General features: G+C 66.6%; 15 protein-coding genes. 7 read left to right on the top strand and 8 right to left on the bottom strand.

Features of this window, described 5'->3' with window-relative positions; translation table 11 throughout:
- Positions 1-70: 70 nt before the first annotated feature.
- Positions 71-1,453 carry a methyl-accepting chemotaxis protein gene (locus tag CVN68_RS08670; RefSeq protein WP_100281846.1) on the bottom strand — a complete coding sequence of 461 codons (1,383 nt, stop codon included), beginning with the start codon at positions 1,451-1,453 and terminating at the stop codon, positions 71-73.
- A gap of 235 nt (positions 1,454-1,688) precedes the next feature.
- On the bottom strand, positions 1,689-3,503 hold the full coding sequence (locus CVN68_RS08665) for a methyl-accepting chemotaxis protein (protein WP_233503646.1): 1,815 nt from the start codon (positions 3,501-3,503) through the stop codon (positions 1,689-1,691).
- A gap of 340 nt (positions 3,504-3,843) precedes the next feature.
- On the opposite strand from CVN68_RS08665, the gene CVN68_RS08660 reads away from it, so the two are divergent.
- The gene (locus CVN68_RS08660) at positions 3,844-4,212 is read left to right on the top strand and encodes a hypothetical protein (protein ID WP_158298802.1); all 369 of its coding nucleotides are present in this window, start codon (positions 3,844-3,846) and stop codon (positions 4,210-4,212) included.
- Positions 4,213-4,219: 7 nt separating this feature from the next.
- Here CVN68_RS08660 and CVN68_RS08655 read toward each other — a convergent pair whose 3' ends face one another.
- Positions 4,220-4,834, bottom strand: a complete 615-nt coding sequence (locus tag CVN68_RS08655; protein ID WP_100281843.1) for a response regulator transcription factor — start codon at positions 4,832-4,834, stop codon at positions 4,220-4,222.
- Between the two features lies 1 nt (position 4,835).
- The gene (locus CVN68_RS08650) at positions 4,836-7,538 is read right to left on the bottom strand and encodes a PAS domain-containing sensor histidine kinase (RefSeq protein ID WP_233503645.1); all 2,703 of its coding nucleotides are present in this window, start codon (positions 7,536-7,538) and stop codon (positions 4,836-4,838) included.
- Positions 7,539-7,789: 251 nt separating this feature from the next.
- Between CVN68_RS08650 and CVN68_RS08645 the strand changes: the two genes are divergently transcribed.
- From CVN68_RS08645 to CVN68_RS08635, 3 genes are all read left to right on the top strand, one after another.
- Positions 7,790-9,178 (top strand): amidohydrolase, encoded by a 1,389-nt coding sequence (locus CVN68_RS08645; protein ID WP_100284297.1) that lies wholly within the window; start codon positions 7,790-7,792, stop codon positions 9,176-9,178.
- Positions 9,178-10,485 carry an amidohydrolase family protein gene (locus CVN68_RS08640; RefSeq protein ID WP_100284296.1) on the top strand — a complete coding sequence of 436 codons (1,308 nt, stop codon included), beginning with the start codon at positions 9,178-9,180 and terminating at the stop codon, positions 10,483-10,485. The genes CVN68_RS08645 and CVN68_RS08640 overlap by 1 nt, the downstream gene beginning before the upstream one ends.
- 82 nt (positions 10,486-10,567) lie before the next feature.
- The gene (locus tag CVN68_RS08635) at positions 10,568-10,933 is read left to right on the top strand and encodes a hypothetical protein (protein WP_100284295.1); all 366 of its coding nucleotides are present in this window, start codon (positions 10,568-10,570) and stop codon (positions 10,931-10,933) included.
- Positions 10,934-10,995: 62 nt separating this feature from the next.
- On the opposite strand, the gene CVN68_RS08630 is transcribed toward CVN68_RS08635, so the two are convergent.
- A complete protein-coding gene (locus CVN68_RS08630; RefSeq protein ID WP_100281842.1) occupies positions 10,996-13,467 on the bottom strand; it encodes a PhoX family protein in 2,472 nt (823 codons plus the stop codon).
- Positions 13,468-13,629: 162 nt separating this feature from the next.
- Between CVN68_RS08630 and CVN68_RS08625 the strand changes: the two genes are divergently transcribed.
- The 3 genes from CVN68_RS08625 to CVN68_RS08615 are packed head-to-tail and all read left to right on the top strand — an operon-like array spanning position 13,630 to position 15,046.
- On the top strand, positions 13,630-14,175 hold the full coding sequence (locus CVN68_RS08625; RefSeq protein ID WP_100281841.1) for a hypothetical protein: 546 nt from the start codon (positions 13,630-13,632) through the stop codon (positions 14,173-14,175).
- Positions 14,172-14,630, top strand: coding sequence for a hypothetical protein (locus tag CVN68_RS08620; protein WP_100281840.1), 459 nt, complete (start codon positions 14,172-14,174; stop codon positions 14,628-14,630). The genes CVN68_RS08625 and CVN68_RS08620 overlap by 4 nt, the downstream gene beginning before the upstream one ends.
- Entirely contained in the window at positions 14,627-15,046 is a 420-nt protein-coding gene (locus CVN68_RS08615; RefSeq protein ID WP_100281839.1) for a hypothetical protein, read from the top strand. Before CVN68_RS08620 ends, CVN68_RS08615 begins: the two co-directional genes overlap by 4 nt.
- Here CVN68_RS08615 and gspD read toward each other — a convergent pair.
- Genes gspD through gspI form a run of 3 tightly spaced genes read right to left on the bottom strand, consistent with a single transcriptional unit; the run spans position 15,043 to position 18,273 of the window.
- Positions 15,043-17,109 (bottom strand): type II secretion system secretin GspD, encoded by a 2,067-nt coding sequence (gspD, locus tag CVN68_RS08610; RefSeq protein WP_233503644.1) that lies wholly within the window; start codon positions 17,107-17,109, stop codon positions 15,043-15,045. The two genes, CVN68_RS08615 and gspD, sit on opposite strands and share 4 nt — an antisense overlap.
- A 10-nt stretch (positions 17,110-17,119) precedes the next feature.
- Entirely contained in the window at positions 17,120-17,920 is an 801-nt protein-coding gene (locus CVN68_RS08605; RefSeq protein ID WP_100281838.1) for a type II secretion system protein N, read from the bottom strand.
- The gene (gspI, locus tag CVN68_RS08600; protein WP_233503643.1) at positions 17,917-18,273 is read right to left on the bottom strand and encodes a type II secretion system minor pseudopilin GspI; all 357 of its coding nucleotides are present in this window, start codon (positions 18,271-18,273) and stop codon (positions 17,917-17,919) included. The genes CVN68_RS08605 and gspI overlap by 4 nt, the downstream gene beginning before the upstream one ends.
- Positions 18,274-18,320 lie beyond the last annotated feature (47 nt).

Here is an 18,320-nt window from a genome sequence, read left to right as displayed (position 1 = left end):
ACGGAAAGGGGCACCGTGGCCTTCGCCGCGGTGCCCCTTGCTTTCCGGCCGATCAGGACCGGTCCTGAAGCTAGGCCCAGTCGCCCCCATTGGCCATCGCGGTCACAGGCAATGCCTTGACCGGCGAGACATAGCCCGAGGTCTTGGCGGCCGGCCTGGCCGGAGCGCTTGCCCGTGTCGCCACCGATCGTACGCCGGCGCCGATGTTGAACTTCGACGCCTGTTCGCCGAGCGCGGCGACTTCGCCGCTGAGGTTGCGTGCGGCGGCCGAAGTTTCCTCGACCATCGCGGCATTCTGCTGGGTCGCCTGATCCATCGTCCCGATCGCCACCGAGATCTGGGTGATCGCAGTCGACTGGGCCTGGTTGTCCGCGGCAATACCGCCGAGCAGGGCGTGAACCTCGCCCACGTCGCCCGAGATATCGGCGAGTGCGCCGTCGACCTTCTGCACCATCTCCACGGCGGCGACGATGTCGGTCTGGGTGGCAGTCAACTGATCGCGGGCGCGGCCGGCTTCCTCCTCGGCACGCATGGCGAGCGCAGAGACGAGATCGGCGACGACGGCGAAACCGCGGCCCGCTTCACCGGCACGGCCGGCTTCGACCGCGGCGTTCATCGCGAGAACGCGAGTCTGGAAGGCGATCTTGTCGAGGCCCTCGATCACGCTGTCGATACCCTTGGCGCTCTCGGCGACGCGCGTCATCGCCTGTACGGCTTCATCGGCAATCGCCCGACCGCCCGAGACCGTGCCGATCGCGCCATCGGCACGCCCCACCGTCTGGTTGGCGGCCTGGGCGGTCGCCTTGAGGCGCTGGTCCATCTGGGTGATGGCGGCGGCGGTTTGCTCGAGGCTCGCGGCATTGGCTTCGGTGCGCCGCGCAAGATCCTCGGAGGCCTGCGCGATCTCGCCCGAACCGGTGTGGATCGCCGAAGCGCTTTCTGTCACCGAGCCGATCAGGTCGCGCAGCGACGCGAGCGCCGCGTTGTAATTGGTGCGAAGCAAGGCATAGCCGGCGGGAAACCCATCGCCGATTTCGGCAGTGAGGTCGCCCTGGGTCAGCCGCTCGAGCTGGCTGCCCAGCCGCTGGACCGCTTCGTCCTGCTCGTGTCGGTTGCGCTGCTGCTCGAGCGCGGCGTCGCGGAAGGTGAGCATCGCCTTGGTCATGCGGCCGACGCAATCCTGATAGTCGGTGAACGCGATGTCGGAGGCGAGATCGCCGGCGGCAAGCGCTTCCATGCGTACGACAGTGGCGACATAGGGGTCGGCGATCGCGCTGCGATAGCGCGAGCACTGGATCGCGGCGCCGCCAATCAGGATGGCCACGATCGGCAGCGCTACGAAAGTCGGCGCCAGGAGCGCGACCAGGGTGGACAGGACCATCACGGCGAGTAGCGAATTGAACGCGGTCAAAAGCTTGCGGCGAATGGGCGCCACGGTCTGGAACCACTGCATGGTAAGTCTCCCTCTGCCTGACCGCCGGCATTTGCGACCCATGGTGCCGATTGCTCGGTTGGGCGGTCACGGGCGTCCTTGTTCGTTATAGGACATGAAACGGAAACATTCGCGGGGCGGGGAGCAATTAAGCTGGCTGGAGTTACCGGTCCTGGCTGCCCGCTATGTCGATCGGACGGAAAAGAGGCGCCGCAGCGATGCTACGGCGCCTCTTATCTGACGCGCGTCGGACAGGTCAGAAAGAAGTCCAATTGTCCCCTCCGGTGCTCGCCATCGCAGTCACCGGCAGCGCCTTGACCGACGAGACATAGCCCGTCGACCTGGCGGTCTTGGTTGGAGCGGCCGGGCGCGGGGAGCCAGCACGCCCGCTCGCGCCGACGTCGAATTTCGACGCTTGCTCGCTGAGCGCGGCGACTTCGCCACTAAGGTTGCGTGCGGCCGCCGAGGTTTCCTCGACCATCGCGGCATTCTGCTGGGTCGACTGATCCATCGTGGTGATAGCGATGCTGATCTCGCTGATCGCCGTCGACTGGGCCTGATTGTCCGACGCCATCTCGCCGAGCAGCTTGTGGACTTCGCTGACGTCGCCCGAAATGTCGGCAAGCGCGTGATCGACCTTCTGGACCATCTCCACTGCCGCGACGATGTCGGTCTGGGTGGCGGTCAGCTGGTCTCGGGCGCGGCCGGCTTCCTCTTCGGCGCGCATCGCCAGCGCAGAGACGAGATCGGCGACGACTGCGAAGCCGCGGCCGGCTTCACCGGCACGGCCGGCTTCCACGGCGGCGTTCATTGCCAGAACCCGCGTCTGGAAGGCGATCTTGTCGAGCCCCTCGATCACGCTGTCGATGCCCTTGGCCGAATCCGCCACGCGGGTCATCGCCTGCACTGCTTCGTCGGCAATCGCGCGGCCGCCCGAGACGGTGGCGATGGCGCCGTCGGCACGCCCGACAGTACGTCCCGCGGACGCGGCGGTCGCCTTGAGACGGCCGTCCATCTGGCTCACTGCCGCCGACGTCTCCTCGAGGCTCGCGGCATTGGCTTCGGTGCGCCGCGCGAGATCCTCCGATGCCTGGGCGATCTCGCCCGAACCGGTACGGATCGTCATTGCGCTTTCCATCACGGTGCCGATCAGGTTGCGCAGTTCGGAGACCGCGGCGTTGAAGTTGACCTTCACCGATTCGTACGCCGGCGAGAACGCGTCGTGGATCTCGCTGGTCAGGTCGCCCTGCGCCAGCTTGCCGAGGCTTGCCTCGAGCGTGTCGACCACGCGCTGCTGTTCGGCATCGGCGATCTTCTTGGCCGCGTCGGTCCGTTCCTTCTCGACTGCCGCCTCGCGGAACACCAGCACGGCCTTGGCCATCGCGCCGATCTCGTCGCCTCGATTGGTGCCGGGCACGTCGACTGCGTTGTTGCCTTCGGCAAGTGTTTTCATGCGCGCCTGGAGATTGGCGATCGGCGTGGTGATCCCGAGTCGGGAGACGACCTGACCGATGGCGATGGCGATGGCGATCGCAATCAGGCTGAAGATCAGCATCGTAGTTGAGGTGCTGCTCGCGGCGGTGGACAGCTTGGTCGAGAATGCCTGCGCGTCGGCGATGCGCCCGTCATTCGCTTTGATGAGTTCGCCCGCCAGCGTCATGGCTTTCTTGTCGAGCTCGGCGAGAATGGTCTGTGCGGCGTCCTTCTCACCGCGCGCAACATGGCTGATCGCTTCGAGGGCACCCTTGTGGATATCCTCGATCTCGGCGCGGTTCGCGTCGAGGTCGCGGGCAAGGCCGGGATCCAGCAGCTTGACTTCGTCGAGGATCTTCGCGGCACTCTGGTATGAAGTGCGCTCTTCCTCCACGGCATCGCGGCTTCCCGGAGACCCGCCCGGATACGTCATCACCCGATAGCTGGCATATAGCATCTGGCTGGCGAGGCGATTCACACGCGCAAGCCGCGTGGTGATCGGCAGCTTCTTGTCGACCAGCACCGAGTAATCTGCCGCAGTGCTGACAAGCGCGCGCGAACCGTAGAAGGATACGCCCAGCGTAACCAGGCCGAGCATCAACAAGAGGCTTAGAATCTTTACGGAAATCTTTATGCGGGCGAGGAGATCCGACATAGAATGTTCTTTCCTGTCAAGCTCGCCAGTCTTCGCTGCTCGCGATTGGGATTCACTATCTTATAGGGTGCCAGGTCGGCGGCCACGTGGATTACCCCTCCGGATTTCCCCTTAGTGACGGCCTTTGTCGGGCGTTGTCATGATCCGCGCCGCTTCTCCGTCTGCCCTGAGCTACCGCGCTACGGGGCGCGGTGTTACTCCTGCTAGGTACAAGACCTGACTGACCCTCTTACCTGCGCCGCAATAGCATTGCATGCCCGCGAGCAGGTCGCCGGGCTTGATCGTGAGGGCGCCGGTGCCCGGGACTGATCCGCTTGTCGTGGTGATTGTGCGGGAAGCTGCGATTCGCAGCACGCTGGTCGCGCGGCTGGCGATGAGCGGTGCCAATATGTGCACTGCGCAGCAATTCGACGAGCGGCATCCGGCATCGGCACGCGGTGTAGCTGCCATGCTCATCACCGACCGGGAGGCGATTGACGCGCATCCCGGCGGCGTCGCCGCACTGCTTCGCGATCCCCAATGGAGCAGGATCATCGTGCTGACGCGCGATGTCCCGGCCCAAAGCGAGGACCCGCGTCTTCTTTATGTCGACGCCGGCGAAGCCGCTGCCGCCATGACGTGCCTGCTCGCGGGCTGGCGGCGAGAGGATTGACCGAAGCTCAGCTCTTCGGGAACAGACCTGCCGCGAAGGCGATACGCAGCGCTTCCGACAGGCTGCGTACCTCGAGCTTCTCCATCAAATTGGCGCGATATATCTCCACCGTGCGCGGGCTGATGTCGAGTTCATAGGCGATGATCTTGTTCGATCGTCCCTCGATCAGTCCCTTGAGAACGTCGGTCTCGCGCGGGCTGAGCTTGGCGATCTTCGCCTCGGCCGCGTTGACCCGCGACGCCGCCTCATTGTCCTCCTCGAGGCGCGAGAAGGCGTTGTCGATCAGCTGGAGCAGAGTCTCGGCCTCATAAGGCTTCTCGATGAAATCGAGCGCGCCCGCCTTCATCGCCTGGACCGCGAGCCCGACATTGCCCTGGCCGGTGAGCACGATCGGGACGAAGCGGGGGCTGCTGTCCAGTGCGGTCAGCACGTCGAGGCCGGTGGCGCCGGGCATATGGAAATCGAGCAGCAGGACGCCCGGATCGAGTTCGCTCACGTCCTGGAGGAAGGCATCGCCCGAGCGGAAGCCTCGGACGATCAGATCCTGGCGCACGGACAACAAGCTGTGGAGCGACGCGCGGACGGCATCATCGTCATCCACGATGTAGATCGTTCTGCTCATGTTATTCCACACCCTCCTCTAAAGCAGGCAGAGTGAAGCGAAAACTCGCTCCTCCCTCGGGCCGGTTATCGGCACTCAATGTCCCGCCATGGGCCTCGATGATACGCTTGCTGATCGAAAGACCAATACCCATTCCGCCCCCGTTGCCTTTGGTGGTGGTGAAGCGCGAGAATAGATGCTCCAACACATGAGGGGGAATTCCGGGTCCGGAATCGCTCACCGCTATTTCGATCATCTGCTCGCTCAACTTGTGCGAAGAAATAGTGATGATGCGTTCCTGTTTTCCGGAGGTGCGCAGCGCTTCCATGGAGTTGCGGAGAAGGTTAACCAGAACTTGTTGTACTTGAATCCGGTCGGCGAAAATAAATGGTGCTTCGGGGTCAAGTTCATAGTTCACCCGAATGTGGAACTGCCCCGTTCCGACGAGCACGAGATCGGCGGCGTCGCGGACCGTCCGCTCCACTGACTCGGTCCGCATCTCGACTTCACCACGCGCCATGAAAGCCCGCATGCGGCGGATGATCTCGCCGGCGCGCTGGGTTTGCTCCGAGCCCATGCGCAGCAGATCGACGACGCGATCGGTGCCCTCGCCGCGCTCGATCAGCATCCGCGCAGCGGCGAGGAAGTTCGAAGTGGCGCTCAACGGCTGGTTGAGCTCGTGCGCGAGATCCGCGGCCAGCTCGCTCATCGCGCTCTGGCGCGAGACATGCGCGATCTCGGCGCTCAGCTCACTCAGCCGCTCCTCGGTGGCGATTTGGTCCGAAAGATTGCGTATGAAGCAGGTCAGCAGCGTCTGGCCGTCGCTTTGTGCCACGCCCGTACGAATCTCGATCGGAAATTTGCGTCCGTCTGCCGCTTCGGCGGTGCCGGTCATGACTTCGCCCACGATGCCGCTTCCGGTCTCCAGAAAGTGGTTGAGCGTAGCCATGTGGATGGCGCGGCGCTCCGCTGGCACCAGCATCGTCGCCGGGCGGCCGAGCACGTCGGTGGCGCTATAGCCCCACAAGGCTTCGGCGGCGGCGCTGAACTGAAGAATGGTGCTGTTCTGGTCGATCACCACCATCGCATCGGGAACCGTTTCGAGCACCGAACGAAGCTGCGCCTCGCGTCGGCGCAGGGCTGCCTCACGCTCGTCGCGTTCGGTGACGTCGAGGATCACGCCGACGGTGCGCACCAGATTGCCTTCGGCGTCGTAAAAGGCGCGCGACGAACCCTCTACCGCGCGAATGCCGCCCTGCGGTTGCAGGAAACGATAGCGGTAGCTGAACTTGTCGGCGCGATCGCGCACGGTGCGCGCCACCGTGTCGAGAACGCGCTGCACGTCTTCGGGCTCGACCTGGGCGCGCCAATCCTCGAAGTTGCTGATGGTGCCGGGAACGAGGCCCAGCCGTTGCTCCGTGCCGGGCGACCATTCGAGCCTGCCGCTCCGGACGTCCCATTCGAAGATGCCGAGCTCATGCGCCGAGGCCGCGATGGCGAGCCGCTCTTCGCTCACCTTCAGCGCTTCGACCGCGGCGACGCTCTGCGTGACATCGGCGACGTGGAGCACGATCACCGGCGATCGGCCCGGGCTTTCGACTCGCTGTGTGCGTTCCAGGATCGATATCTCGTGACCGTCCCGACACATCTCGAGCAGTTCCTCGCCGTCCTCGAGGCGCCCACGGGTCACTTCGGAGAGGCGGCATTGCGAGCGCAGGAGCGCGTATTTGTTCCGCCCCATCGCCTCGGCGGCGCTCCAGCCGTAAAGCTGTTCGCAGCCGCGCGACCAATGCATGATTTCGCCTTCGGGATTGGTGAGGACGACCGTGGTCTGCTCGAGCGCCTCGCTCAGCTCGACCATCGTCGCCTGGCCGCGCGCCACCCTTATCACCGCCCAATAAGCGATGAACGCGACGATCAGGATGTTGGTGAGCGCGACGAGCCCCTCGACTGCCAGAGGGGGCAGCATCGTGTGATGGCCCACGAGCTGCTCGAGGGCTGACGGAACGATCGGCAGTATGATCGCGGCTGGCAACAAGATGCGGATGGTGCGCCAGTCGCCGCTTCGCCGCATGAGCAGGCGAACCCATTCGAGCCTGCTGTGGAGAATGAGATAGGCCAGCGCGAGGAGAGACGTCGCGAAGGCGGAAGGCAGCGATACCGAGAACAGGCGTGTGGCGATGCTCCCCGGGGGAACAAAGACTGTTAAAACGCCCGCGACCCCGACGAGGCCAAGCGCCAGCGCCGCGAAGAAGGCGCCGGCTTCGCCCGAAAACCACTTGCGCACACGCCCGCCATAGCCGGCCAGTGCGAGAATGAGGAAGATTGCGCACGAATTTACGCCCGGCCGTCCGGGATGTTCGGCGTCATGCAGGGAAATCAGCGTGCCGAAGAGCAGCCGATCCACGCCGAAATCGAGGCCAAGGAGGGTCTGCGAAAGCGAAATTACCGCCATCGCGACGGGAATCAGCCACAGTGCCGCCGCCGTCCTGTCGCGGCCGGCTATCGACGCCAGGAACCCGAACGAAAGGAATGCGAAGCCGGCCGCGGTGAGTGGCCAGATCGGCGTCTTGTTGAGCCCGAACCCGCGCAGCAATGGCACGTCGAACAGCCATCCCGAGAACGAGATCAGGCTGCACAAGCTCGCCAGCGCAACAAGCAGTGTTGCGAGGTTTCTTGCCGAGGGCGGCTGCCTTTCGGTCAGCACGCCGGAACTGTTACTCACTCGCAAAATACCTGCCCCTGTACAGGGTAAAAGCGAAGCGCCCCTGCCTTAACACCGATTAATTCGTTGTGGAAAGCTCCGTACATCCACGATGGCCACTTATTCTTCGTGTCGAATTTTTCCATGGTATTTCAATAACGAAGCTGATGCTTGCTAAATTTTCTGTTTGCCACGATCAAGGCGCCGCGCCGCGGGCGTAACGAACAGGGAAGGAATCGCGCTTGTTTCGACCGGTCTTGATCTTCGCCAGCATGCTCGCGCTGGCCGGCTGTGCGGAAAATGACAGCGGCGCAAAGAGCGCGTCTTCCGAGCCGACGTCACCCGCGCCGGGCAGAGGCAAGGGCTATTCGCACGATCCCTTCCCTTCGACCTACCGCACCTATCCGGGCGCGCCGACCCTGGTGACCAACGTCACGATCTTCGACGGCGAGGGCGGCCGGATCGACAATGGCGCGGTGCTCTTTCGCGACGGCAAGATCGTCGAGGTCGGTCAGGCGCTGATCGCAGATGCCGGCGTGACGGTGATCGACGGGCGCGGCAAATATCTCACGCCCGGCGTGATCGATATCCACAGCCATCTCGGCGACTATCCCTCGCCGGGCGTCGAAGCGCTTTCGGACGGCAACGAAATGACGTCGCCGGTCACGCCCGAGGTTTGGGCCGAGCATAGCGTGTGGCCACAGGATCCGGGCTTCGCGCGGGCGCTTACCAATGGCGGCGTGACGACCCTGCAGATCCTGCCCGGATCGGCGAACCTGTTCGGCGGGCGATCGGTCACGGTGAAGAATGTCTACGCGCGCACCATGCAGGGAATGAAATTCCCGGGTGCGCCCTACGGCCTCAAGATGGCGTGCGGCGAGAACCCCAAGCGGGTTTACGGCAGCAAGGGGCGCGCGCCGGCCACCCGGATGGGCAACATTGCAGTCGATCGCCAGACCTGGGCCAAGGCTGTCGAGTATAAAAGGCGCTGGGACAAATATGAGGACAAGGGCGGCGAACCGCCGTCGCGCGATATCGCGATGGATACGCTGCGCGGCGTGCTCGAAGGCGAGATCCTCGTCCAGAACCATTGCTACCGCGCCGACGAAATGGCGGTCGTCATGGATATGGCCAAGGAGTTCGGCTATCGGGTGACGGCGTTCCACCACGCGGTCGAGGCCTATAAGATCGCCGATCTGCTGAAGGGCAATAACACCTGCGCCGCCGTCTGGGCCGACTGGTACGGCTTCAAGATGGAAGCCTATGACGCGGTCAACGAGAACCTCGCCATCCTCGAAAAGGAGGGGGCGTGCGCGATGATCCATTCGGACGACCAGAACGGTATCCAGCGGCTCAACCAGGAAGTCGCCAAAGCGCGCGCCTCCGGGGTCAAGGCGGGCTTCGATATCTCCGAGGCGCAGGCGTGGCGCTGGCTGGCGATCAACCCGGCCAAGGCGCTGGGCATCGCCGACAAGACCGGCAGCCTCAAGCCCGGCAAGATGGCCGATGTCGTGCTGTGGAACGGCAATCCGTTCAGCGTGTACACGCGGCCACAAATGGTGTGGGTCGACGGAGCATTGCTCTACGACGCCAATAACCCGAAGCTCCGGCCGGTTTCCGATTTCGAGCTCGGCCAGCCTGGCGAGGGGGATGTGAAGTGATCAACAAGCTGCTTCTTTCGGCGAGCGCGATGCTCGCTTTTGCCGCTCCCGCCGCTGCGCAGACGGTGGCGATCACCAACGCCAGGCTGGTGATCGGCGACGGTTCGGGACCTGCGGAAGGCGGCACGGTGGTGATCCGCGACGGTCGCGTCGTCGCGGCGGGCACGGGCGTGGTTGCGCCGGCAGGCGCACGCGTGGTCGACGCGGGCGGCCGCTGGGTGACGCCGGGCATCTTCGCGGGCTTCACCCGGATGGGAATCGTCGAAGTCGATGCGGTCTCGGGCACCAACGACAGCTCGGCGGGAAGCTCGCCGTTCAATGCCGCGCTCGACGTGGCGCCGGCGGTCAATCCGAAGAGCAGTCCTCTTGCGATCAACCGGCTCGAGGGCGTCACGCGCGCGGTTGTCGCGCCCGACAACAGCAACGGCTCGATCTTCGCGGGGCAGGGGGCGATCATCGATCTCGGCGTGGACATGGATCCGGTCACCAGGCCACGCGCCTTCCAGTTCATGGAATATGGCGAGGCGGGCGCACGCGCCGCAGGCGGCAGCCGGCCTGCCGCTTATGCCATGCTCAAGAACGTGCTGTTCGAAGTGCGCGATTATATCCGCAGCCCGGCAAGCTTTGCCGATCGTGGCAAGGATGCGTTGTTGACCCGCGCCGACGCCGAAGCGCTGGTGCCGGTGGTGCAGGGACGCGTGCCGTTGCTGGTCCATGCCGAACGCGGCTCGGACATCCTGACCTTGCTGATGCTCAAGAAGGAAGTGCCTGGGCTCCGGCTGGTGCTGGTCGGCGCCGCCGAGGGCTGGACCGTCGCGCGCGAGATCGCCGCGGCAGGGGTGCCGGTGATCGCTTCGGCGCTTGCCGATTTGCCCGAGAGCTTCGAGCAGCTGGCTGCGACTCAGTCGAACATCGGCCGGATGAAGGCGGCGGGCGTGCTCGTCGGAATCGGCACGATCAACCAGGATGAGGCGCGCCAGGCGCGGTGGGAGAAGCAATATGCCGGCAACCTCGTCGCATTGAGCAAGATGCCGGGTGCGAGCGGCCTCAGCTGGGGCGAGGCGTTCGCGACGATCACGTCGCGTCCTGCCGAGGCATTGGGAATGGGCGGCGAATTCGGCTCGCTGAGGGCGGGCCGGCACGGCGACGTAGTGATCTGGGACGGCGATCCGCTCGAGATCGGCAGCTCGGCGGTCAACGTCTTCATCGATGGTGTCGAGCAGCCGATGACCAGCCGCCAGACGCGGCTGCGCGATCGCTATTGGGATCCCAGGGAGGGTACGCTGCCCAAGGCGTATCAGCACTGACTTAGGGTCGTTGCGGAACCTTGATGATCGGCGCAGCATTGGCGGGACGTCGCATCGGCGACGGCGAATGGGAGAGATGCAAATGACGATGCGCATTGTCTGGCCGGTGCTTGCGGCGCTGGCGCTTGCCGGGTGCGGGTCTGCGGGCGACGAGCGCGGCGTGGCGAACGGCAATGCCGGTGCCGAGGCCAATGCCGTCGGCAACATGGCGGGCGGGGAGAATGCGCTCGCCGCGGTGCTCGCGATGTCCGATCGCCAGCGCAATGTGGTGTTCATCCGTGCGCTGATGGACGCAGGCATCGATTGCCAGTCGGTGGTCTCGTCCAGTCGCCTGCCCGATCAGGATGGCAAGCCGCTATGGCGCGCCAACTGCTCGGACAAGCGCTCGCACATGATCAGCATCACGCCCGACGGCACTGCTAACATCGTCAGCCGCACCGACCGCTGACAAAGAAAAGGGGAGGCGCCTTGCGACGCCCCCCCAGGCTGGCCGAATCCGGGCCGTAAGGTTCAGAGCGCCACTACGCCGCCGTCATCCTTGGTGATAACCGCCACCGCCGAACGGGGGCGGACACTGGCACCGGCGGTGCCGGTCGCCTGGCTGTCGGGCCAGTGGCCGCTCGGGGCGGCGAACGTGCCGCCGTCGCCGGGATGCTGGATGCCGACGAACAGCGTGCGGCCGTCCGGAGTCGAGTCGACGCCGGTGATCTCGCAGTCCAGCGGACCGACGAGAAAGCGCTTCAGCGTCGCCGCGGTCGGTGCGGCGCCGACACGGGTGGCCTGGGTCGCCGTCGCGCCGCCGGTGCCGGTGTTGGTGATCGTACGCGCGCCGCCGTCGCCGACGGTGCCCGGCATCGCCGCGAGCATCATGCAGTTGGTCACGTCGGTATAGGCGCCGTCGTCGGTCTGGATCCACAGCAGCGGCTTGACCAGGCCCGAAGCATTGGTCGGCCGGCTGAACCATAGGCCGTCGGGGCTCGAGAAGTCCTGGTCCGCAGTGAGGCCGGAGACGTTGACGTTCGCGGCATCGAGATCCGCGCCTGCGCCAAACAGATAGATGTCCCAGGTGAAGCTGGTCGCCTCGGTCGAGTCGTCGATTTCGCGCAGGCGGATGATGTGGCCGTTGGGGTTACCAAACTGCGCGCTGTTGGTCGGCCCGAACGGGTCGTTATAGTGGCGCGGATTGGCGGCGTCGGTGCCGTTCAGCGGACGGCCGGCGGCGTTGTTGTTGGTCAGTGTCAGATAGACATGACCGTTCGCCGGGTTGACCGCGGTCCATTCCGGACGGTCCATCGGAGTAGCGCCCACCACGTCGGCGGCGAGACGCGCATTGACCAGCACGTCGGCCTGATCGGCGAACGGATAGGCCGCGGCCGCCGCGGTGATGCCGTTTTGGCCGAACACCAACGGCACCCAAATGCCGGTACCGTCGGCATTGAACCTGGCGACATGGAGCGTGCCGGTGTCGAGATACTTGTCTCCGATCGCGAGGCGATCCGCAGCGGTTGCGTCGGCGGCCACCCAATTGGTCGCGGAGACGAACTTGTAGAGATATTCGCGCCGCGAATCATCGCCCATGTACCAGGCGGGCTTGCGGCCGGCGACGAACAGGCCGGGCCAGGCGCCTTCATGGCCGAGGCGGCCCAGTGCAGTGCGCTTGCGCGGCGTCGAAGTCGGGCTGTACGGATCGGTCTCGACGACCCAGCCGAACTGGTTGGGCTCGTTGCGGTAATCGGTGGTCGCCGATCCGCCTGCGGTCGCGCGCGCATCCCAGCGACGGAACAGCGTGTTGGTGCCGTCTGCCGGGACGACCGTCGACCAGCCATAGCTGCCGCTCGAGCTGGTTACGCCATAGCGGCTGAGCGCAGTGACTTCCTTGGCGGCCCGCAGCGCGTTGTCGCCGCTGCGCCGGAAATAGCCTGCCCAATTCTCTTCGCAAGTCAGGTTGGTTGCCCAGGGGGTGGTGCCGTTGGCGCAATTGTTGATCGTGCCGCGACCATCGGTACCGGCGGTCGAGAAGGGCGTCTTGAGCAGGTCCGAGCCACGCGCCGGCCCATTGAAGCGCATCGGCGTGGCGGGAGTGATGCGGCGGTTGAGGCTGCTGTTCTGCACCACCGTCCACGCCCGATTGGCGCCTTCGGTCACTTCGGTGACGCTCACGCCATGGCATTCCATTTCCTTGAGCGCCTCGGCCTCGGGCCGCACGCCGCCGACGCTCGTCGCACCGGCCGGATGAAGATATTGCTGAGTGATGTTCTCGTGGTTCTGCACGATCAGGCCGCGCGTCGAGCTGTTGTCGTCGCGCGCGGTGCCGGCGGCGGCGAGGCCGTACCAATAGAGCGCGTCGCCGTGATCGCCGATGCGCTGGGCGAAGTTGGCGTCGGTACCGTCGTTCTTGTAGGCGGGAACGCCGGCAGCGATCGGGTCGCCGGTGCGGTTGATCACCTGCACCTTGTAACCCGTCGGCACGCTGACGACGTCGAGCTTGTTCTTGGCGACTGCGGTGAAGCCGAGTTGTGCCGGGTTGACGGTGACCGTGGTCGTCGCGGTCGCGGCGGCCGAGCCGTTGGCGGCGGCGAACTGGAAGGTCAGCACCGTCGCATTCGCGACGCTGGGCGCTAGGAAAGTCACCGTGCTGCCGGTCGCGCCGTTGAGCGTGACCGCCGGGCCGCCGGTCTGGGTCCACGAGACCGCGGCGCCATCGCCGGCGGTGCCGGTCAAGGTCACCAGGCGGCCCGCGGTGGTGGTCGCGGCAGCGCCGGCGCTCACCGTTGGAGCGGGGTCGTTTTCGGCAGTAGCCGAGTCGCAGGCAGCGAGGACCGAGCTGCCGAGCGTCGCGGCGACGATCGCCGAGCCGCCGCGTAGCGTCTGCCGGCGCGAGAGGCGCCGCGCGGCCAGTTCGTTCAGCGTCAGGTTGTCGCTGTGATTGGTGTCGATATCGCCGTCGGTATAGCCAAAGGCATTGGGCGTCAGATCGTTCATGGAATCCCCCAGGCATGCGGGTCTCGGGCGACCCGGCGCACACTGCCTTTGGAAGGAGTGCTTTACCGCATGATGGAATGCGGGTTGCAGGTCGATGACTCTTCGCGGACCAGTTTGTGACGCTTTGCCCTCGGCGACCGCAGCGGCTAATCGGCAGGCGTCATGCAATCCGATGATCTCGAAACATCCGCTCCTGCGCCGAGCCTCGTCCACCGGCTGGTTGCGGTCGCGCGGCGCCGGCGCGCGGGCGCCGCAGGCACGCCTGCCACGACAGCCTGGCCACAAGGCCGCATCGCCGCGCTGGTCGGGGTGCTGATCGCGGCCGGGCCGTTGACGACGATCGCGGGGGCAAAGCTGCTCGCCGGCCAGCAGCGCGCCGCCGCGGCGAGGATCGAAGGGGACGCGTCACCGCGTATCGCGGCCGCCAAGGCGGCGACCGAGGCGCGCGCGCAGATCGATGCAGTGCTGCGCCGCGGGACGCTGGGCGCCACGATCGAGGCTCTGGCCCGGGCACTCCCCGCGGATGCGACACTGGTCCGCGCCGGGCGCACCGCACAAGGCGTGCTCGAGATCGAAGTGGCGGCTGCCGATCCGGACCGGCTCCGTGCCGCGCTGCGCCGCGCGCCGGCGTTCGCGCGGCTCCGCAACACCGGGCAGCGGCAGGCCGATGCGAAGATGATCGTTACGTTCGCAGGGGCCGCACCATGAAGATCCCGCCACTCGCGCTCGGGGCGGGGGCAGGGCTGCTCGTGCTTGCATTGCTCTCGCCCATGACCGGCAGAGCGCTGGGCGAACTAGCCGCCGCGCGTGCCGACCGCACACAACTCGCTGCGGCTGCAGCGTTGCCCAAACGCCGTACGCCGCTGGTCGCCGCGGGCCTGGCGCTCGCCGCGCCAGACACGGCGGCAGCCCGCGCGGCGATGATGGCCCGGCTCCAGCGGCTGGCCAGGGCCGGCGGCGTGCTGGTCGAGGAGACAGAAGCGATCGAGGCGCCCGAGGGGCTCGCGGCGCTGCGGATACGGGTGTCGGGGGCCGAGAAGGCCGTGCTCGCGCTGGCGGACGCCTTCGAGCGCGAACAGCCGCTGATGCGCTTCCGACGCTGGTCGATCGAACCGGTGGCAGGCGGTGTTCGTCTCGCCGCCGAAGCGGTGGCGGTGCAATGAGTGCGCGTCGCGTCGCGCTCGGCCTCGCCGGGGGATTCGCGGTGTTGATGCCGCTGGCGTTGCTCGTGCTGCGCGGGAACCCGCCGGACAAGGCCGCGGCCGTTGCGCCGCCGCCCGCACCGCTCGCCGCACCGGCAATGTCGCCGCCACTAGCCGCGGCCTATGAGCGTCCCCTGTTCGGGGCTGCGAACGACGCGGAGGATGCGACGCTGCCGGGCGATGCGCCGGCATTGGTGGGGATCGTCGGCCGGCTCGGTGCGGATGCGGTGGCGCTGGTGCGCACCGCCGACGGCGCGACGCGCGCCCTGCGGATCGGCGAAAGCGTCGATGGCTGGCAGCTCGCCAGCCTCGCGATCGATGCCGCCTTTTTCACCCGCGGCGCCCAGCGCGTCCGCGTGCCATTGCCCGTGAGTTAGTAGATCCCGTCGATCTCGACGGTCAGCCGCGGCGTGGGCGGCGCGAGCAGCAGGCTGGAACGGCGGGTATTGGCGATCTCGTCGGCGCGCAGCCGCGCATATTTGTCTTTCGCGGCAGCGGCCGCGTCGGCCGGATCGCGCAGGATCGTCGGCTTGAGGAAGATGAACAAGGTGCGCTTCTGCCGCGTCTCGCGCCGGCTCTTGAACAGTTCGCCGACGATCGGGATGTCGCCGAGGATCGGCACCTGCTGGCGCGAATCCTCCCGGTCGTCGGTGATCAGCCCTCCCAGCACGATCGTCTGGCCGTTGTCAGCGAGAACGGTGGTGTTGATCGCGCGGCGATTGGTCACGAGGTCGGAGGCTGCCGCGGTCTGCGCCGTTGCGATCGACGAAGCTTCCTGGTTGACCTGCAGCCGGATCGTGTCGCCGGCATTGACCCGCGGCAGCACGCGCAAGGTGATGCCGACGTCCTTGCGCTCAATTGTCGTGTAGGGCGCCACCGAAGTCGAATCGGTCAGCACCGATCCGGTGACGAACGGCACGTTCTGCCCCGAGACGAACTCCCCGGCGACATTGTCGAGCACCGTGATCTGCGGCGTCGACAGCAGATTGGCCCGGGTCGACGTGCCCAGCGCCTGGACGAGGATCGAGAAATCGTCGCCGATGCGGATATTGCCGGTGAGCCCGTTGCCGATCAGCGCACCGGCGGGCACATTGAGCGCCTTGAGGATCGAGCCGAGCGATGTCCCCGCCTGATCGAACGAAGTTCCGACGCCCTGCGGCTGGAGCGCGGCGCCGCTGGTGCCGAGCTGGACGCCGAGCGCCTCGGCATCGTCGCCGGTGATTTCAGCGATGGCCGCCTCGATCAGCACCTGCGGGCGCCGCACGTCGAGTTCGGTGATCAAATTCTCGATCGACGCGATCGCGGAGGGGGTGCCCCGTACCACCACGGCGTTGAGCTCGGGCGCGGGCTGAACGGTAAGGTCGGGCGTCGAGAAGCCCTGCGGCGTCTGCGCCGGCTGGTTCTGCATCACCGGTTGGGTCGCGGCATTCGCGGCCTGCATCGCATTGCCCAGCCCACTGCCGGTCGAGGCGGAACTGTTGGAGAGCGCCGTGATGCCCTGCGAACCGCCCAGCCGCGCGAACGGATTGCTGTTCGATCCCGAAAGGCTGCGCGCGATCGGATTGTCCGCCGCCTCGCCCTGGCCGAGCACACCGCGCAGCACGTCGGTCACGGTTTCGGCGTCGGCATAGTTCAGCCGGAACATCCGGGTGATCGGCGTCGCGCCGCCCGGCTGATCGAGCGATGCGGCGATCCGGCGCGCCTCGGCGACCGCGGCGGGGGTGCCGCGAATGATCACGGTGTTGCTGCGCGCATCGGCCGCGACGCGGGCTCCGGTGCCGCCCTGCGGATCGCCGAGGACGGTCTGGAGAGACTGGGCGACGTCGGCGGCGTTGCCGTTGCGCAGCGTGATCGTCGCGAAAGTGGCGCCGCTGCCGCCGTCCAGCTGGCGGGCGATAGCCTCTACCCGGCGGACATTGTCGGCATAATCGGTGATCACCACGGCATTGGGGCTGGTCAGCGGCTCGACACTGCCGAAAGTCGCGACCAGCGGACGGATGACTCGCGCGACGTCCGCCGCCGGCACGTTGGCGAGGCGAACCATGCGGGTTACCAGTTCCTGCCCGCCGGCGGCGCGGTTGGGCACGCCGCCGTCGCGCACCGCATTGGCCGCAGGGACGATCCGCCACGCACGGCCCGAACGGACCGCCGAGAAGCCGTTGGCGCGCAACACCGACTGGAACAACTCCCAGACGCCCGAGGGCGAAAGCGGGGTCGCCGACGTGACCGTCACCACACCTTTCACGGCGGGATCGAGGATCAAGGTGCGGCCGGTGATTCGCGAAATCTGATCGGCTACGTCGGCGAGCTCCACGCCGCGCATGTTGATCACGATGTCGCCCGGCTGGCCTTGGTCGGCCGCATTTTGTGCGACGGCGACGCTGTCGAGCGCGACGCCGGCAAGCGCGAGAGCGGCGAGAGTGGAGCGAATCTTGTGCACTATGGTCTCTTTATCGGAGCGGCACGGTAAGCGTCAGTCGCTTGCCGTCGCGGAGGATCTGGATCTGGGCATTGCCGCTCGCCTGAGCGGAGGCGAAGGCGGCATTGGCGGCGGCGGGATCGCCAAGCGAAGTCCCGTTGACCGACTGGATGACGTCTCCCGCGACCATGCCGGGCGGGCCGTTGTCGCCGATGCGAAAGCCGCCGCTGACCGGCGTCGCGTCGAAGCGCTGAAGGATACCGGCGGTGCTCGCGGGCGGTGCTGCAGGCGGGGGCGGTGCCCCGGGCGCCGGGGCGGTGCCGGGTTGCGGCGTCTGCGTTGCCTGGTTCTGCGCGGCCTGGCGCTGCTCGGGGGAGAGCGTCGGATCGGGAAAGGCGAGATACTCGCTGCGCCCGCCAACGGCGAGGATCACGCGGTCGCGCAGGATCGCCTCGATCGTCGCGCCGTTTACCGCTTCGCCGACATGGAAAGGAGTCGCTGCTGCACCGCTGACTGCGATGAACGCGGTCGACAGCGATGCAGGCATTGCGGCGATCACGCCCTTGAGCTCGAGCGGCAGGCTGGTGGCCTGCGCGGACTCGCCTGCGGACGCCTTGCCGAACGGCGCCAGCGCGATCGCAGGCGCGATGTCGGGCGCCACAGCCGGACCGCCGCGGCCGGAGGGCACCGTGATCGCGCCGGTGCCGGCATGGCCTGCCAGCCGCCAGGTGAGACCCGCAAGCGCCACGGCGACCGAAAGCACCACCAGCCCGGTAAATATATCGAGCGCGGTGCGCGTCTGACGCGGAGTGAGGGACAAAGCAGGGCTCATCCCTTGCGTCCGTCCACGAAGCCGTCGAGCGATGCAAGGGGCGTGCTTTCCTGCACCGGAAACACTTCGATGCGTACGCGCTGGATTTCGGGGTCGTCGGTGCCCCGCCGCGTCACGGCGATCCGCCATTGCTCGCCGAGCATCTCGACCCGATCGGCGCTGGCAGTGGGCATTCTGGTTTCGAGTTCGGCGAGCCGGTTTTCGGCGACCCACATCGCCGCGGTGCGTCGCTCGACCCCGCGCGTCGAATCGATGTGCGACTGGACGGTACGCATCAGGCCGACAGTGGCGATGGCGAGGACGGCGAGAGCAACGAGCGCCTCGATCAGGGAGAAGCCGTCGTCGTCGGCCACAATGGTGCTCCGGCGCAGGCCGGAGCCTTGGGTGGAGAGCGCACCGC

It is taken from the genome of Sphingomonas psychrotolerans (assembly GCF_002796605.1).
Classification (GTDB): domain Bacteria; phylum Pseudomonadota; class Alphaproteobacteria; order Sphingomonadales; family Sphingomonadaceae; genus Sphingomonas; species Sphingomonas psychrotolerans.
The sequence above is the reverse complement of the archived record's forward strand: the minus strand, read 5'-3'. Positions and strand labels throughout refer to the sequence as shown.

What these genes read in the sequence shown, in the direction of transcription:
- CVN68_RS08670 (WP_100281846.1), bottom strand. Translation starts at nt 1,453, where the DNA reads ATGCAGTGGTTCCAGACCGTGGCGCCCATTCGCCGCAAGCTTTTGACC.
- CVN68_RS08605 (WP_100281838.1), bottom strand. Translation starts at nt 17,920, where the DNA reads ATGAGCCCTGCTTTGTCCCTCACTCCGCGTCAGACGCGCACCGCGCTC.
- CVN68_RS08645 (WP_100284297.1), top strand. Translation starts at nt 7,790, where the DNA reads ATGCTCGCGCTGGCCGGCTGTGCGGAAAATGACAGCGGCGCAAAGAGC.
- CVN68_RS08615 (WP_100281839.1), top strand. Translation starts at nt 14,627, where the DNA reads ATGAGTGCGCGTCGCGTCGCGCTCGGCCTCGCCGGGGGATTCGCGGTG.
- CVN68_RS08665 (WP_233503646.1), bottom strand. Translation starts at nt 3,503, where the DNA reads ATGCTCGGCCTGGTTACGCTGGGCGTATCCTTCTACGGTTCGCGCGCG.
- CVN68_RS08625 (WP_100281841.1), top strand. Translation starts at nt 13,630, where the DNA reads ATGCAATCCGATGATCTCGAAACATCCGCTCCTGCGCCGAGCCTCGTC.
- CVN68_RS08620 (WP_100281840.1), top strand. Translation starts at nt 14,172, where the DNA reads ATGAAGATCCCGCCACTCGCGCTCGGGGCGGGGGCAGGGCTGCTCGTG.
- CVN68_RS08655 (WP_100281843.1), bottom strand. Translation starts at nt 4,834, where the DNA reads ATGAGCAGAACGATCTACATCGTGGATGACGATGATGCCGTCCGCGCG.
- CVN68_RS08630 (WP_100281842.1), bottom strand. Translation starts at nt 13,467, where the DNA reads ATGAACGATCTGACGCCCAATGCCTTTGGCTATACCGACGGCGATATC.
- CVN68_RS08635 (WP_100284295.1), top strand. Translation starts at nt 10,568, where the DNA reads ATGACGATGCGCATTGTCTGGCCGGTGCTTGCGGCGCTGGCGCTTGCC.